The organism is Limnothrix sp. PR1529 (assembly GCF_002742025.1).
Taxonomy (GTDB): Bacteria; Cyanobacteriota; Cyanobacteriia; order CACIAM-69d; family CACIAM-69d; genus CACIAM-69d.
Genome location: NZ_LIRO01000096.1, coordinates 37,520 through 54,340, shown reverse-complemented (window position 1 = coordinate 54,340; position 16,821 = coordinate 37,520). Strand labels below are relative to the sequence as shown.

The 16,821-nt window shown below is 54.8% G+C and carries 15 protein-coding genes; 9 read left to right on the top strand and 6 right to left on the bottom strand.

From position 1 onward, the window contains the following. Positions 1-2 precede the first annotated feature (2 nt). The 7 genes from AMR42_RS13720 (at position 3) to AMR42_RS13685 (ending at position 8,047) form a co-directional block, all read left to right on the top strand. Complete coding sequence (locus AMR42_RS13720) at positions 3-1,298, top strand: FtsK/SpoIIIE domain-containing protein (RefSeq protein ID WP_158234483.1); 1,296 nt, start codon at positions 3-5, stop codon at positions 1,296-1,298. Positions 1,299-1,356: 58 nt separating this feature from the next. Next, the gene (locus tag AMR42_RS13715; RefSeq protein ID WP_143473096.1) at positions 1,357-1,581 is read left to right on the top strand and encodes a hypothetical protein; all 225 of its coding nucleotides are present in this window, start codon (positions 1,357-1,359) and stop codon (positions 1,579-1,581) included. 6 nt (positions 1,582-1,587) lie between these two features. Continuing rightward, the gene (locus AMR42_RS13710) at positions 1,588-2,397 is read left to right on the top strand and encodes a hypothetical protein (protein ID WP_099534224.1); all 810 of its coding nucleotides are present in this window, start codon (positions 1,588-1,590) and stop codon (positions 2,395-2,397) included. A gap of 352 nt (positions 2,398-2,749) precedes the next feature. Continuing rightward, positions 2,750-4,033: a serine hydroxymethyltransferase gene (glyA, locus tag AMR42_RS13700; RefSeq protein WP_099534222.1), complete on the top strand. Its 1,284-nt coding sequence runs from the start codon at positions 2,750-2,752 to the stop codon at positions 4,031-4,033. A gap of 553 nt (positions 4,034-4,586) precedes the next feature. After that, positions 4,587-5,129 (top strand): hypothetical protein, encoded by a 543-nt coding sequence (locus tag AMR42_RS13695; protein ID WP_143473095.1) that lies wholly within the window; start codon positions 4,587-4,589, stop codon positions 5,127-5,129. Between the two features lie 80 nt (positions 5,130-5,209). Next, positions 5,210-7,123 (top strand): PhoX family phosphatase, encoded by a 1,914-nt coding sequence (locus tag AMR42_RS13690; protein ID WP_099534220.1) that lies wholly within the window; start codon positions 5,210-5,212, stop codon positions 7,121-7,123. Between the two features lie 213 nt (positions 7,124-7,336). Next, positions 7,337-8,047 carry a hypothetical protein gene (locus AMR42_RS13685; RefSeq protein ID WP_099534219.1) on the top strand — a complete coding sequence of 237 codons (711 nt, stop codon included), beginning with the start codon at positions 7,337-7,339 and terminating at the stop codon, positions 8,045-8,047. 36 nt (positions 8,048-8,083) lie between these two features. Here AMR42_RS13685 and AMR42_RS13680 read toward each other — a convergent pair whose 3' ends face one another. Continuing rightward, entirely contained in the window at positions 8,084-8,551 is a 468-nt protein-coding gene (locus AMR42_RS13680; RefSeq protein WP_099534218.1) for a helix-turn-helix domain-containing protein, read from the bottom strand. 205 nt (positions 8,552-8,756) lie between these two features. Further along, positions 8,757-9,650 (bottom strand): ROK family protein, encoded by an 894-nt coding sequence (locus AMR42_RS13675; protein WP_099534217.1) that lies wholly within the window; start codon positions 9,648-9,650, stop codon positions 8,757-8,759. A 196-nt stretch (positions 9,651-9,846) separates the two neighbouring features. On the opposite strand from AMR42_RS13675, the gene AMR42_RS13670 reads away from it, so the two are divergent. Then, positions 9,847-10,299, top strand: coding sequence for a DUF2809 domain-containing protein (locus AMR42_RS13670; RefSeq protein ID WP_099534216.1), 453 nt, complete (start codon positions 9,847-9,849; stop codon positions 10,297-10,299). Between the two features lie 12 nt (positions 10,300-10,311). Here AMR42_RS13670 and AMR42_RS13665 read toward each other — a convergent pair whose 3' ends face one another. The 3 genes from AMR42_RS13665 to AMR42_RS13655 all read right to left on the bottom strand — a co-directional run bounded on the left by AMR42_RS13665 (position 10,312) and on the right by AMR42_RS13655 (position 12,857). Beyond that, on the bottom strand, positions 10,312-10,641 hold the full coding sequence (locus AMR42_RS13665; protein WP_099534215.1) for a hypothetical protein: 330 nt from the start codon (positions 10,639-10,641) through the stop codon (positions 10,312-10,314). 152 nt (positions 10,642-10,793) lie between these two features. After that, positions 10,794-11,657, bottom strand: coding sequence for a ParA family protein (locus AMR42_RS13660; protein ID WP_158234482.1), 864 nt, complete (start codon positions 11,655-11,657; stop codon positions 10,794-10,796). A 606-nt stretch (positions 11,658-12,263) separates the two neighbouring features. Next, entirely contained in the window at positions 12,264-12,857 is a 594-nt protein-coding gene (locus AMR42_RS13655) for a cytochrome b/b6 domain-containing protein (protein WP_099534213.1), read from the bottom strand. Positions 12,858-13,597: 740 nt separating this feature from the next. Between AMR42_RS13655 and AMR42_RS13650 the strand changes: the two genes are divergently transcribed. Then, the gene (locus AMR42_RS13650) at positions 13,598-14,170 is read left to right on the top strand and encodes a manganese efflux pump MntP family protein (RefSeq protein WP_099534212.1); all 573 of its coding nucleotides are present in this window, start codon (positions 13,598-13,600) and stop codon (positions 14,168-14,170) included. A gap of 441 nt (positions 14,171-14,611) precedes the next feature. Here AMR42_RS13650 and AMR42_RS13645 read toward each other — a convergent pair whose 3' ends face one another. Beyond that, positions 14,612-16,714 carry a mechanosensitive ion channel family protein gene (locus AMR42_RS13645; protein WP_143473094.1) on the bottom strand — a complete coding sequence of 701 codons (2,103 nt, stop codon included), beginning with the start codon at positions 16,712-16,714 and terminating at the stop codon, positions 14,612-14,614. Positions 16,715-16,821: the final 107 nt, after the last annotated feature.

Below are 16,821 nucleotides of genomic sequence, written 5' to 3'. Positions count from 1 at the left end.
CCATGCCGCCCCAGCCCTGGTCAGAACCCCAGCGCGAAATCGGGCAACTGACCTTTGATGAGGCCATCCGACCACCGAAAAAAGGCCTGCTCGATCGCTACAGTGATGGTTCTCTCAGCGGCCCTCAACCCAAGCTGTCCGACGAGTTTAAGCAAATCTTGCCCAACCGTCCCCCAAGTGCCCTCGCCAAATCCAGTGGAGTGAGCGGTTCCCTGCTGTCCACTTTCCGCAACAGCAATACTCCCCCTGCTGCGATCGTTGCCGACCTGCGCCCCCTCAGCAATCACCTCCCGATCGAGATCGCAGAACGGTTCATCACCCCCTGCGTTGAACTGGTCAACCACTACCGTAATTTGCAGCAAGCCGAAGCCAACCAGCCCTTCAGCCAAACTTATACTCTAGAATCCCTAATTCAGTCTTACAGTCACCTCATCAACGACGATCAATACATCGTCGGAACTGATGCCAATGGTCAGCCCGTTACTTCTGAGTTCAAGACCTCGCCCCATCGATTTGTTGCGGGCGAAGCAGGAGCTGGGAAAACCAATTTTCTTAAGGTTTTACTCTACCAATTGCTATGGCATAATCCCAACCGCACTATTTGGCTAGCTGACTTTAAGGGTGGTATGGATTTTCAGGTTGTCAGCGCGGTTTTTCCCAATATCAAGCTGATTACAAACTACGCAGACTTTGATCGACTACTTCAAAATTTTTGGCAGCAGTCAGAAGAGCGATCTAATGATCGAAGCGAAAACATTCAAGAAGAATTAGCTTATCTCTTGCAACTCACTCCTGAAGATAGGAGACGCTACCAAGAAGAAAAGAGTCAAAAGAACCATACAGTATCTTGGGAACGTAATCTATTAATCATTGACGAAATGGCACAACTTGCCCATCTGTATGATGATCGTGACCAAAAAGAGATTGCTAAGTCAGTCAAAGCCAATATCGATAAAGTTGTTCGATTGGGTCGCGCCTTCAAAGCCAATATTGTTTTTTGCACTCAAAGTAAAGAAGAGAACGTCATTGATAGTAATTTGCTGAACAATGTTAGCGATCGCTTGGTATTTCGGGTCAGTGCTGACACGGTTAGTTTGCGATTCCTAGGCAGTGACCATGCCTCCAAGATCTCACCCCGAACCAAAGGTCGTGGCATCTACCGCGGTCCAGACTATGCAGGAGATGCAGATGATTTGAAAGAAATCGCGACCCCCCGCTTTCCCGATGATGATCAGATCACAGAACTGAATCTCTGGGAAGAACTTAAGAACCGCAGTATTGAATCAAGCGAACCATAATTTATAATTACATTGATATGACCAATATTTCCTTGTCTAGTACCCCGAGTTAAGTCCTATGAGTCAGTTACTTCCCCTGGTTCAAGATTTCCTGAAATCGATGCAGCTTGTCCTAGAAGCGGCTGAAGAGATGCGCGTTGAGGCTCAACGCTTACCTTCCACGGATCTTGAGGCTCTTCCCAGAAAAATTGAGCAGCTTGATGATCTCTGTGCAGAAGGTCTAAAAACCTATCGCAAAGCCCAAGATTTAGTGGAAGAAATGCGCGATGTTGCAGGTCGTTAAATCCTTATGGCTAACCGCAGCACCCTGCTAGAAGTAGTTGCCGACTTACTCAAACAAGCTCAACTGCTAACTGACCTGGCTGAATCCTCGATCGATCTTGCCCAGACCATTTGGGACACCGATATTGAGCAACTACCAGGACTAATCGAGCAAATAGCTGATGATTGCGACTCAGGTATCGCCAAGGTGCAGGCAATTGTAGGCACTCTAGACGAAACTCGCGCCATCTTGGGTCTTAGCTCGGGTTCACTGGCTGTTATGACTACCCCTGTGGCGATTGTGGCTAGTAGCTTATCGTCTGGCTCAAATCCTCAGACTTCGCCCCACTTGACAGTCGAAACAGATAACCCAATTTCAAACACTTATAGCCTCATCACGCCAGAGATTACCCCCGAAGAACTTACCAACTTTGAAGCAGATTTAAACAACGCAGTTGATGGAATGCATCAACTACTAAAATCTGTTGGCTCATGGTCTACCAAAACGGTCAGCACATTCACAATCATGACTACCATGTACATTGGTGCGCTGAACCGTCAAGCACCAACAATAGTTGAGTCGCTTCGTCATCTAGAATCTTTCTTTGGATTAGTGGAAAGAGCATCCAATCTATCTGAAGCAATTAGAAACCCCAGTCGTTTGCAATCTACCAGCGCAAATGAACTAGACTCTAAAGTCTTAGAAGATCTCAGTAACCAAATGGGATCGGTGATGGAAACGGATACAGAGCGGAAAACTCGAAAGCGAGAAGAAGAGCTGGACGAAGCCGCCCAAGAACAAGCAAAGCGCGATCGAACCCCTGGGGCATCACCTTGATCATCGCTTCATCCCTGCGTGATCAAGAATGATCGGGGCGATCGCACCAGTTGCCAGATCAACATCAGCCGATCTCGCCAGGATAGTTGCTCGGCTTGCTCACTTAAAGATTTCCACGTCACCATGATCGATCGCCCCCGTCGGGGCTGATGAAACTGCTGATTGCATTTTTGATTCCATTATGGATCGATCGCCCCTCCGTCCAATCGGCCGTATGATGATTGGCTTGGGGTGTTTTCGCCACAGTTAGCCGATCGCGCTCGCAACCCGAAACCCGAGCCAGATCGATCGCGCGACCCTCACTCGCCCCAGCCCTTTCAACCCCCACGCAACAAGCAAGGAAACTGACATCGTGACTCGCACGAACCTGGATTTTTTGGCCGAATCCGATCCCCTCGTGGCCGAAATTATCGGTCTCGAGTTACAGCGCCAGCGCGACCACCTGGAACTGATTGCCAGCGAAAACTTCACCTCGGCGGCGGTGATGGCGGCCCAAGGCTCGGTGCTGACCAACAAATATGCAGAAGGCCTGCCCGCCAAGCGCTACTACGGCGGCTGTGAATTCGTCGATCGGGTGGAGCAACTGGCGATCGATCGCGTGAAGGAACTGTTCGGCGCGGCTTGGGCCAACGTGCAACCCCACTCGGGCGCGCAGGCCAACTTCGCCGTGTTCCTGACCCTGCTGCAACCGGGCGACACGATCATGGGCATGGACTTGTCCCATGGTGGTCACTTGACCCACGGTTCGCCCGTGAACGTGTCTGGCAAGTGGTTCAACGTGGTGCAGTACGGCGTAAGCCCCGAAACCGAGCAACTGGACTTTGACCTGATCCGCAAGCTGGCGATCGAACACAAGCCCAAACTAATCATCTGTGGCTATTCTGCCTATCCTCGGACGATCGACTTTGCCCAATTCCGGGCGATCGCCGATGAAGTAGGCGCGTACCTGATGGCGGACATCGCCCACATCGCCGGGCTAGTGGCCGCCGGCCTGCACCCCAGCCCCCTGCCCTACTGCGACGTAGTGACCACCACCACCCACAAGACCCTGCGCGGCCCTCGCGGTGGTTTGATCCTGTGCCGTGATGAGGAGTTGGGCAAGAAGTTTGATAAGTCGGTGTTCCCTGGCAGCCAAGGCGGCCCCCTGGAGCACGTGATCGCCGCCAAGGCCGTGGCCTTTGGGGAAGCCCTGCGCCCGGACTTCAAAACCTACGCTGCCCAGGTGATTGCCAATGCCCAGGCTATGGGTGCTCAGTTGCAGGCGCGTGGTCTGAAGCTGGTGTCTGGCGGTACCGATAACCACTTGGTGCTGGTGGATCTGCGCTCGATCGAAATGACCGGCAAGGAAGCCGATCGCCTGTTGGGTGAAATCAACATCACCGCCAACAAAAACACCGTGCCCTTTGATCCGCAATCGCCCTTTGTGACCAGCGGCATCCGGTTGGGTTCGCCGGCCATGACCACGCGCGGCATGGGTGCGGCGGAATTCACGGAAATCGGTGACATCATCGCCGAGCGGTTGATCAACGCGGCCGATGCGTCAGTTGAAGATGCCTGCCGCGATCGGGTGGCGGCCCTGTGCGATCGCTTCCCGCTCTATCCCCACCTGCGGGTGGCACTGCCGGCCCTGGCGTAGAAGCTACCTGCAAAAAGTTAGGCAGCACTTGCCAAACACCCGCAGTTGCGGGGGGAGCAAAGGGTTTGAGACTCTTGTTTTCGTTAACTGGTTGAGCAAGTCGCGCATCAATCTTAGTTTTTTTGAAAGGGGCAAGGCCAAAAGCCTGCCCTTTTTCTTGGGAATTTTTGGGGTTTGATTGAATATTTTTAAATCCATAGATTCTAAAAATTCTAACTTTTTAAGCTTTTAGTTCTTGGCTTTTCCTTAACAGCTTGGTAACTGCTAAAAATTTTCTAAAAGATTTAGAAATTCAAGATCTCAAAACGAGTTGATTTTGGATTTTTTGAAAAAGACAATTTAGAGAATTAAGGTTTCTTAAGGGCAAAAGATCCCAAAAGTTAATCAAAATCCAGTTTTCACTTAACCCTGTCTTTACTGAAGAAACCTAGCGTAAAGAGCGTCTATGGCTCTTTGCGGAAGCCGACATGGTGGATGTTGGTTTCTTGGCAAATGGGTCTCGTGCGTCGCTGAATTTATGAGCTTGGCTAGGTTTGCATTGGCCTCAGTTTGCATGGCTGTTCTGAATCCCGTCGCGATCGGGCCTTGGAACTTTGGGAGCGGACTGACTTTGATTGATCAGCCGGCCCTGGCCAACCCCCCCAATCTAACTCTCGAATTGCCGATTTATACCCTGACCGAACAGCGCGATTTAGTGGCCCAAGCCGAACGAATGGCCCAAGCGGCGATCGCGCGGGAATTTCAGCAAAAACCGGCCCTTTCGATGGTTCAGGTTGTGGTGTTGGGCAATCGCCATGGAAATTTAGTGCCCATTTTGACGGTGAATGTTACCCGATCGCAGTGGCAACAAAACCCAAGGGTCAACGCCTGGACGCAATATTATGCGTCCGGTCGCTTGCTGCAACGGCCGGATCCTCAGCCAGCGGAGCCGCCCGATTCTGTGGTGGCGGCGCAACCGGCTAACCCAACGCAGTCGGGGCAACCGGAAACGGGCCCTCGGGGTGTGGGTGGTCGCGGCGCAACCATTGATCAGGCTTGGGATACGGGCCAAATGACGCGATCGCAAGCTCAGGACTATCTCAGCGACCTCGATTAGGACAGCGGCGAAGACAGCGGCCTCAGCCCCTTCATCAGCCTGTTTCCACCACTTGCATCGCCAGGACTAGGAGAAGACCCGTGATTCACGACAACGGCATCAGCAATCGATCGAACAACCGCCCCTTTGAAGACATTTTGCGCGCCCGCTTGTCCCGCCGAAACCTCTTGGCCCGCAGCGCCATGTTGGGAGCCAGCGGCTTTTTAGCGGCCTTGGCTGGCGATAAACTGCTGGCCCAAGGAGCGGCGGCGGCCACGGGAGCTAACCCCGAAGCCGGTCTGGCCGGTGGGGAATTGTTGGCCCAAGCGCGGAAATTGGTGGACTTCCCGATCGTCCCTGCTGCGGCAGGCTCGGGCCCGGTGCCGGCCATCTCCTCCGCCTATGAGTACGACATTCTGATTCCTTGGGGCAGCCCCTTGCAGGGCCCCGGCCAAGGCCCCAACTACAATGGGGATCCCAACCGTCGCCCCAGCTCGGCCGAACAGGCCCAGCAAATCGGTATTGGCCACGATGGAATGTGGTATTTCCCGTTGGATCAAGGCAATGACAATGGGATGTTGGCCATTAACCACGAATACGGAACCAACAGCCACGTCATTGGCAAAAACTTGCCCACCAGCCTGGAAGATGTGCGGGTTTCACAGCACGCCCATGGGGTTTCGGTGGTGGAAATTCGGCGGGTGCGGGGAGCCAAGTGGCAAGCAGTGCCCAGCCCCCGATCGCGCCGGATCCATGTGAACACCCCCGTCACCTTCAGCGGCCCCGCTGCCAACAGCCCCCTGCTGCGCACCGCTGCCGGTAACCCGCCCTTGGGAACCTTGAACAACTGCGCCAACGGCAAAACCCCTTGGGGCACTTACCTGACCTGCGAAGAAAACTTCAACGGCTACTTTGGCGACAGCACCTACAACGCCCAAACCAAAACGGGCACTTGGAAAACGACCAACGCCCAAAAGCGTTACGGCTTTGCGGCGGCTGGTGCTGGGTATGGCTGGGAACTGTTTGATAAGCGTTTTGACTTGGCCAGCGCTGAATATGCCAATGAAGAAAACCGCTTCGGTTGGGTAGTGGAAATTGACCCGATGAACCCCAACCAAACCCCCGTCAAGCGCACCGCCTTGGGTCGGATTAAGCATGAAGGGGCTGAAGTGGTGGAAGGTCGCGGCGGCCGGATTGTGGTCTACATGGGCGACGACGAGCGCTTTGACTACATCTACAAGTTCGTTTCGGCGGACAACTGGCGATCGATGCGGGCCCGTGGGGTCAGCCCCTTGGACGAAGGCAAGCTCTATGTGGCCAAGTTCAATGACAACGGCACGGGCAGTTGGCTGGAGCTAAACATCAGCAACCCGGCCCTGCGCGGCAAATTCAGCGATCAGGCGGAAGTGTTGACCTATGCCCGGTTGGCGGCGGATGCCCTGGGAGCAACGCCGATGGATCGCCCCGAGTGGATCACGGCTGCGGCGAATGGACGGGTTTATTGCACCCTGACCAACAACACCCAGCGCAAGGACACGCAGGTGAATGCGGCGAATCCCTTGGGCCCCAACCCCGATGGCCACATCATCAGTTGGCGCGACAGCGATGATTACACGGGCACTAGCTTCACTTGGGATATTTTCATCCTGGCGAAGGATACCCACGGCAACGGCGATGAGCGCACGTTCAGCAGCCCGGATGGTCTGTGGGCGGATCCCGATGGCCGTCTGTTCATTGAAACCGATGGTGCTCAGAAGAAGGGACTGAATGATCAGTTGTTGGTGGCCAACCTGGAAACGGGTGATATTCGCCGCCTGCTGACGGGGGTTACGGACTGTGAGGTGACGGGCATTACGGTTACGCCCGATCGCCGCACGATGTTTGTGAATCTGCAACACCCTGGGGATGGGAACCCGGCGAAGACCAATTTCCCAGCGCCCCAAGGTAGCGGTCGGATTCCTCGCGATTGCACGCTGGTGATTCGCAAGAAGGACGGCGGCATCATTGGCTCGTAGGCTGGTAAATTCGTCAGTTTCTAGGTTCCAATTGGATTCTTAGGTGTAGGGGGCGATCGATTCCCGATCGCCCCCTGTCATTGCAATCCACCACGAGACGCTCAACCATAAAACAAGCTGTTGATGAACCCTCACAGCGCGATCGCCTGGTAATTTCTGGTGCGATCGCGCTGTTGTTATGCTGGCGATGGCGCTTGTTTTTGAGGTTGGTTCATGGCCGATCCCGCATCTTTTGGTGTTTCTCAGGTTGTTCCTCAGGTTTGTCTCGATCGCTTCAATGAGGCAGCCCGGCTGGCCGGCGAAGGAGACATTGCCAGCGCCCTTGCCCAATATGAAGCGGTGTTTGCAGACCTGGGCAACCAACCTTCAGGGGTGGTGACCGGACCATTTTTGGCGCTGGTGGAACTGCGCAAGGCCTATTGCCTAATGAGCCTGCGGAACTATGCAGCGGCTCAGGCAATTTTCCAATCACTCGATCGGGGTATGGCCGGGCAGTTGGAAACGGCGGAAATTTTTGATTTCTATCTGGCCTATGGCAATACGTTGGGGCATTTGTCTTTGCTGGAGGAAGCGATCGATCGCTTTGCCCATGCCATGAACGTGGCCACGGAATATTTACGGGATGCCGAGCGATTTCGTACGGTTTGGTATTGGGTGTTGTATTGGGAAAAATATCACGGCGCTTGGGAGGCGCTGGATGAGCATTGCGCCGATGTGAATGGTTTTGGGCTAGAAAACCAGGATCCGCAATTGCAAATTATGGCGCTGGAGTTTCGGTGTTATGCCGATCGGGCGTTGGGACGATTGGCGGCGGCCCGGCAAGGGGCGGAGGGAATTTTGGCTTGGAAACAGCAAACTCAGGCGGATCCTGCTGAAATTGCCCAATGGGAAGCGTTTTTAGCGTCGCTGGTTCAACCTAATTAGCAACCCCTCTGTTGGTGTTGTCCGTTAATGTTGCTTCTAATGTTGCTTCCCGTTGGTGCGGTGGTTGCTCGGTTTCCCCTCTTGGAGTCGTTGCAAATATTCCCAACCTCGCTGGGGCCAGACCCGATCGCGCCCGGTGCGTTCGGCAATCCATTGGGCCACCTTGGGCCCCGACCAAGGGCCCCCGTCGGGAGCCGGTTGATCCAGCAGTTGCGCTAATTCCTGTTGTTGCTCCGTGGTCAGGAGCGATCGAGCCGATCGATGGCGTTGGCTGGGTCGCCGGTCGATCGCATTGGGGCCCAGTTGGTTATAGCGACGAACCAACTCCTTGGCATAGTCATAGCTCAAGTCCACCACTCGGGCCGCTTGGGTAATGGTCCAGCCTTGGGCAATTAAATAGAGCAGGTGCCATCGGCGGGCCTCGGTGGCTTCCTTGGCTTGACGGTAGCGATCGCGCAGGCGATCGAGGCTGAGATGGGGGTTCAGCGTGACGCGCGGCGGCATAGGAACGACCTGGGATCGTCAATCAAGCGATCAAAAAACAGCAAATCAGGGGGCCAAGCGATTGACCTGAGCCAGCACAACCACCCTGGGCTTGCGGTGTCTAGCCAAGGCCCGGCGGTCGTATCCCCACTTTGCTCTTCTGGCTGGCAGGGTCGAATCCGGACGCTTTTGATTCACCCGACCCGATCGCCCCGATCGACGCACCCTAGGGGGCCAATCGCTGCCAAGCCAACCGGGCCGCTCCGGCCATGCCTGCCTGATTGCCCAATTCCGCCACTACAATTTGCAATCCTTCCCGGGAGGAGGGCAGCACCCGCCGGTTCACTTCCGCTTCCATGGCCGGGAAAAACCACTGGGCCCCGGCGCTGATGCCACCGCCAATCACCAAAGCTTCGGGCGTGAAAATGTAGATTAGGCTGGCTAATCCGGCTCCCAAGTCTCGGCCATAGGCGGCCCAAAAGGCGATCGCCTCTAGATCGCCCGCCGCGGCCTTGGCCGCCACCTGGTGAGGTTCCAGACCCGTGCGCCGCCGCACCGCCTGCACGGAGGTGTATTGCTCCAATGATCCTTGATTGCCGCTGTTGCAAGGGGGCCCGTCGGGATTGAGGGTGATCAGACCCAATTCCCCGGCGGCTCCGGTGCGGCCCGTGAATAGTTCGCCCCCCAAAATGACGGCTCCGCCTACGCCCGTGCCCAGGGTCAACACCAGCAGGTCTTGGAATTGGCGACCAGCTCCTAACCAGGCTTCTCCTAAGCCAGCGCAGTTGGCATCGTTGGCCAAAATGGTCGATCGGCCCGTGGCCGCTTCCATCCAATCGGCTAAGGGCACATCGCGCCAGCCTTCCAGGTTGATGGCAACTCGGGCAATCCGGCCGGCCGCGTCGGCGGGCCCCGGTGTGCCAATCCCGATCGCGATCGCTCCTCGATCGGGGTCGAGTTGCTGAATGGCGGCGGCGATCGCCTCCGTGACTGCTGTGGGTGTGGCCGGCTGAGGAGTATCAATCACCAACGAAGCCAAGCAATCACCCGTGGCCGTATATCGTCCCAACTTGATGGCCGTGCCGCCCAAATCTACCCCGATTACCGTTGCCGAACCCATGACTCTGTACCAAAACTCCGCCGCGCTATTTTGGCATCTCGGTTAGCGGCGCGATCGGGTCAAAAGCCTGGGCAACGGTCAGCAACCCCAAAAAGGGCAGCAATCAGCCATCTTAATGCAAGATTACTAAACTAATCTTGCATTCAAGAACGCTAAATTGGGGGTCGAAACCCCATTACGTGACCCAAACCCTTCGATGGCGACTCCAACCGCTTCTAGACCCCAAAATCGTTGGCTATTGGCCGGCATTCTGGGGATACTCACGGCCCTCGGGTTGGGAACCAAGCGCTATCACGGCCCCTTGGAAAGTTGGGTGCAACATCACCTGGGCGATGTGTTGGTGATGATTTTTCTGATTGGGGTGGCCCGTTGGCTGTGGCCCCGGCGATCGGCTGGGGTGCTGAGTGCTTGGGTGATGGCGATCGCGATCGGGATTGAACTACTGCAACTGTGGCATCCACCGATGTTGCAAGCGATTCGCGCCACCTTCCTGGGGCAAATTATTTTTGGCAGCTACTTCGACTGGTGGGATTTTGTCCACTACGGCCTTGGGGCCTTGCTGGGCTACGGAGGGTTGCGGTGGCTCGATCGCTGGGGCCAGGAACAACCCCGAGTGGCCCCGCCCGATCGCCCCTCGATCGATCAGTGACGAGTAACGACGCTAGCGGCGCGATCGCAGCCGGCTTTGCTGCCACTGTTGCAACCGTTCAATCCATTGCCCCCCATCTTCCTTGGCCTGGTTCAGGAGATGGACGATCGCCGCTTCCACGATCGTTTCCTTATAGGGGGCGTTGCTTTTGCCCAGGGCCAATTGCAGTTCCAAATGGAAGCGATCGAGTTCGTCCAGCACCGACTCCCGCACTTGAAAAGTAGCCCGGCGCAAACTGGCCGCTTGGCCCTTGGGTGCGGGCGGCAGCGAATCCGTCTCGGATTCCGTGGGTTGCAGATATTGCGCTAACAACTGATCGCCGGCCGTGGGTTCTGGAGACATGGTGGATTGCAGAATTGGGGATTTGAACCGAGAAGTAGATGGGGAAAATCAGGGGAATTGATCAGATCAATCAGTCGATCGGTTGATCGGTCTATTCGTTAATCAGTCGATCGGTTGCAGCATCCATCGAGGAGATGAGTAGCGGTGATCGATCAGGTTGGATTGGTGGGTGAGGGACGATCGACCAAAACCGCCGCGATCGCTTCATAACCCTGCAACACAACCGATCGGCGTTGGCGAGCAAGTCCCGATCGCAACAATTTTCCATCGACCGTGAGCTTGGGGAAACAAGCCGATCGAGGAATGGGTGGAAACAGGGCGATCGCGCCTCGGCTGGCCAGGGCCCAATCTTGCAATCCCGCCAACACCTGATCACACCAAGGAGCCCGTCGTTCGCTCATGGTGGGCAACACCCCCACAACCCGCAAATTGGGATTGAGCTGCGATCGCACACTGGCCACCGTTTCCATCAGAGCCAACAAACTGCGCAAGGCCAAGGGTTGGCATTGTACCGGAATCAACAACCCATCCGCCGCCGCTAACGCACTCAGCGTCCAAAACCCCAATCCCGGCGGACAGTCCAGCAACACCAGAGGGCTTTGGATTTGGGCGGGAGAGGTTGCCAAAAATGGTTTGGGTTGTTGCTCATCAAGCTTGCCCAGCAGTGGCCAAGATTGCGCCAGGGCCTGACGCAGCCGCAACAACCCTTCGGGCGATCGAGCCAAGGCCACCGCCGCCGACTCCAAATCCAAACCACCCGGCAACAGCCATCCCCGATCGCCCGCCGCCACCAGTCGATCGCCGATCGCCCCCTGTCCTTGCAACGTTGTCGCGATCGAGGGTGAATCCGTCGCTCCCAACAGGGCCGTTAGGTGCGCCTGGGGATCCAAGTCCACCATCACCACGGGCGATTCCACAGGAGATCGAGCCGCCAACAGTTCCGCCAAACAAAGCACCGTTGTGGTTTTGCCCACGCCCCCTTTGGGATTCACGATCGCGATCGTTGTGCTTGCCACCGGTTTTGCCCATATCCCAGACCACAGGCGAATTCTACCGCTTCACTCGCCATCTTGCTCGCTGGTCAACCATTCAGCCACTCAGAAATAAAAGAATTTGAATTAATGAATTCACAACGTCTCAAAAATTTCAAAATATAAATTAACAAGAATATAAACATTCAAATTGTCAACTTGTTAAAAACTCAAAAATGATTTTGAGAATGCTTTCGAGTAAATCCATCAAAACAGACCCGTCAGAACCAGTCCCCAAGCAGTCCCATACCCCCCAACGGAGACTGACCTCGCCGCCAGTTAGCTCCAAGGCACTTCAGAAACTAGAAGTTGCGATACAAAATTGCGGTCTATGCATCCCAGATCCGGCCCTTGAATCGCCAATGCCCCAAATACAAACAAACGGACAAGAGGTTTAGGGCCTGTCGCCATTCCCATCGCCGTAGGGGTTGGGTCTCCCAACCCTAACCCGGGCGATCGCCCTAACCCTGTTCACCCCTGGGAACACCCAAGGATTACGGGAACTGGGCAGGGAAACCCTGCCCCTACGACTGATTGGTTTTTTGAAGAACACCGAATTTCTCAGTGCTTCCTTTCCTCAAAAGAAGCGGCTTAACGTCGCCAAATACCTTGAACCTGTGACCACCAAGCCTGGGGCCGATCGCTCGATCGCACCTGCCAGCTCAACATCGATCGAATCAGGGGCCAACCACCCGATCGCAACGCCGCCGCCACATGCAGCCCCAAACACAACACCATCACCACCCAAGCCGCCAAATGTACGGAATACCAAACATGGTGAAATTCCCCGGCCGGCAGCCATTCTTCCTTAATTTGTCGGCCGGAAACCACCGCCAGCCCCGCGGCCAACAACATCAACGTATTCGCCAGGCGATGGAGCGATCGCTTGGCTTGGCCCGCCTGTTGATTGCCCAGTTGTCGCAGCGCCGCGATCGAAAGCAACCGATGAGCACCCAAATAAAAGCTGTATAGCGCCAGCGGCAACAACATCACCAGGAAAAACAGACCGAATGTGCCGTGCAAGCCTTCAATGTCCGCGATCGGGGGCAACGGCAACCGTCCCCACCGGCCATCGTAAGTGTTGTAGGTCAGGGCCGCCGTCACAATCGCCCCAATCCCCAAGCTGGCACTGATGCCATGCAAAAACCGCAATAACGAAGGTTGATAGGGCTGAGCCTTGGCCATGAATTTTCCTCTCAAGTCATCCTGACTAACTGAAAAAGATTGTCGTGCAAAACCATCTCACTGGTTGAATGCCGTTCCAATAGTTTAAGGAATTCCAGAAGAAATGAGTTGTGGAATGGGCTGCGTAACGATAAAAAATCATCACTCGCTGAGAGGCAAGGTTAAGGATCAAGAGAACACCCCAATAGCATTTTGGAGCACTTGCAATCCCTCAAGAAATTACAGGAGATAGGGTTCAAAATTTTAACTTAAGATTCAAGTTTAATTCATTTTCTATTCATTATTATTTCATTTTTTAATCAAGATAAATTCATCACTGCTGATCTTAAAAATTATCGCACTACTACCATAACAGGTTAAATCACGCCATAATTGCTTGAAATGCTCTGCCAGTTCATTTTCTAATCTAGTTCTCTAATTGAAATTAAGAGACATTATTAATCTGAAGAAGAAAAGCATGATTATCTTGCTCAAAATCTTTTTCTAATGGACTTAATTTTATCAGCCCACTGAAGCAAACTTGAATCAGAAAAAATGAATTAAAAATGAATTAAAAATAGACCAATAAAAATGAATTGAATATGAAACAAAGAAATCAAAAGTTTGTCTATAATGACACTGTTTCAGAACAGAGATAAAAATTTCCGATTTTATGATTGATGAATGATCTCTGATGAAGAATCAAGCATTTTTATAAACATCCCTGATACCCAACTCAACTCAATTCCCAAACAACCATCATGGACATTTTAACGGCAGCTTCTTTAGGGCTAGGACTATCAGCAGATGCCTTCGCGGTCTCTGTTTCCAGCGGCTTATCCATGAAGTATGCTCGCTGGCACAAAGCCATCAAAATTGCTCTGTTTTTTGGTGGGTTTCAAATGTTGATGCCGATCTTGGGTTGGGGTCTGAGCCTGACCTGGCGATCGACCATTGAAGCCTACGACCAGTGGATTGCCTTCTTGTTGTTGGTGGCGATCGGGGCCAAGACCATTCGCGAAGCCCTGGGTAATGATGACGACAACCCCAGCGAGCAAGCCTGCAACCCCGCTGACACTAGAATGCTCACGGGCCTCGCGATCGCCACGAGCATTGATGCTCTGGCGGCGGGTGTGGGGCTGACGGTGGTAAACACGCCCATCTTGCAAGTGGCTGGCGTGATTGGCCTCATCACCTTTGCAGTCTGCTTGGCGGGGGTCTTTTTAGGGAAGTCTTTTGGCTGCCGACTCTACTCCCACGTGGGCAAGGTGGAGATTGTGGGCGGTGTGATTCTGATTTTGCTTGGCTTCAAAATGTTACTAACTGCGGGGTGATTCGGCAAAGTGGCCATCATTATGTCAATAATTGAAATGGTATAGCAGGTATCAAGAACCTGTAGTTTGGGGAAGCTAATCTCGATTAGCTCCCCTCTTTTTATTTCAGAAAGAAGCTTTTCCTTCCTAAATAAACCCTGTTTCGTCAAATTTGGGTTCTAGCTGCCCAAATTGGCTATTACGAAAGCTTCACAATTGCCTAACAGTTCTATGGCCGTTTAGGGTGACGTTCGCAGCTAGGCCTAAACTCTGGCCCACAACAGGATTGCGGCGGAGGGAACCTGGCTTGGCGGGATGCAAATGGGTGCAAAAAAGAAGCGATCGCCTATCAGAGACGATCGCACGGGGGCAAGGGTAATTATTGCAACCTATTCAAACACAACCAATACGGACAAGACCTGTCTCAATCAGACTGGCACAAGTCCCTAGGCACGGAGGGGCCTAACTGGTTTTGGCCGACGGGTCGATCGGGCCCGCATCCAGATCAGCTCCCGGATTGGGCGCGGAAGCGGTCATTCCATCCGCAATCGGGGCCGGGTCGCCGCCATCCCGATCGCGGGAAGCATGGGCATGGTGAGCGCCCTGGCCGTTACTGTCGGACTTTGGTGATTTGGTTGTGGTGGTTGTGGGGTCTGGGTTTCGGGGCTGGGACTGTTGGGCCAGGGTGTCGCGCTCCGCATTGTCGCGCTCCTCTGCCCGATCGCGCGCCCCATTGTCCTCCATTTCCAAAGGCACAATTGGAGCAGGTGGATCGGTTTGACCCATCAAGCCAATTTGGGCCGCATTAAAGGCAATTGCTACGCGCCGCCGAAATTCCCGGGCCGCGCCCCACTGTTGCAAGGGAGTGGTGCGAATCCAAACCCGCACCATGGAACCACTGGCGGAAAACTCATCAATCCCCAACACTTGGGGACGATCGAGCAAAATTTCTGACCACTGCGGATCCGCCGCCAAATCATCACTGAGCTGATTCAAAATCGCCAGGGCTTGATCCAAGTCGGCTCCATAGGCGATCGGGATTCGCAAATCCGCTTGGGAATAGTGGTTGGACAGGTTGGCCACCGTGCGGATTTCGCTGTTGGGAATCACAATCAGCCGCTGTTCTGCATCCCGCAGCTTCGTGACCCGCAGGGTGAGCGCCTCCACCCGCCCGGTCAGGTTGCCCACCGCGATCGCGTCGCCCACGGAAAATTGATCCTCCGCCAAAATCAAAAACCCGTTAATCGCATCCTTAATCAGGTTTTGGGAAGCCAGCGACAGGGCCACCCCAATTAACCCCGCCCCGGCAATCAGTGGCCCCACATCTACGCCAATGCCAGCCAGGCCAACGATCGCCCCCAAAATGACCAGCAACACGGTCAGAAAACTTTTGAGGATGCTGGATAGGGTGAGGACACGCTGTTGCAAACGGGGGCGAGTGCGGGGAGCAATTTGGGTTCCGGCCGTGAGGATCGCCGTTGCCCGATCGACAGCGATGTAACTCAACAAAATTGCAATGTAGGTGACCAGGGTGGCCAAACCCAGCTTGAGATAGGCCTCAAGGGCATCAAAGATTCGGGCCTGGAGCCAGCGGGTGGCGGGAAAGTTACCCAACACCCACAAACTGGCGGTGGCCCATACGGAAGGCTGGGCAATTTGAATCAGAATCCGCCCGATCGCCAGCCAATGGTCTCGGCGCTGGCGTTGCAACCAAGCGGCCAGGGGAAAACTGTCGTTGGGTTTCGGGTCAACGGGCGGGGTGCTGTGGCTAAGTCGATCGAGCCGTTGCAGACCCCAACCCAACATCAGATGGGCCCCCAAGGCTACTAACCAAATGGCCAAGCTCGATCGCACCTGTTGCCCCAAGGCCGCCGGTTGTCGATCGGCCCGGGCCTGTTGCAAAGATTCCTCAATGGCCGTTTTCACGGAAGTGGCATAGATTCGGGGCTGGGTGAGCTGGGTTCCCGCATCCAGGGCCGTCACCGTCATGATGTAGCGACCATTAACCAAAATTCGAGGCGCATCAACCAAGGCCGTAGCAGGCAAGGCCGTAGCAGGCAAGGGCGCAGCGGGGGCCGCAGGAGCAGCAACGGCGGGAGCCGACCCCGAGCCGGGAACCGCCGCATTGGAATTGGGAGCCGCAGCGGGGGCAGACGCGCTGAGTTCGATCGTGACCGCCAACGATCCCTTGGGGTCGCTGAGGAAGCGATCGCCCGCTCCCTGTAGCTGAGTGGTGATGGTGGCAGTCCGCCGAGCCAACTCCTTGGGGGGAGCCGCAATCTGGAACACCGGCCGCCCATCAAATTCAATCCATGCGGCTTGGGGGCGATCGGCCTCAGCTCCCACCCAAGGAGCAGCCCAAGGCTGAATGAAGCTATTGGCCCAGTTGGTTTCCAGGGTCGAGCCGGCCGCCGCAGGAGCCTGAGCATTCAGGGGACTGCTGGCCCCCAACCAGAGGATCAGCCCCAGGGCGATCGCCCCCAATGGCCAGCGCCGTCCTGCCGATCGCCCCGAGCGACGTTGGATGATGGTTCGGATTGCTCGCTGGATTGCTCTCTGGATCACGTTGGGGATTCCGATCAAGGTCGGCAATTGGAATGGACTTCAATAAATTAATCAATAATTAATATTGATCGAGGCATTGATCGAAATATTGATCGAAATCATGTTGA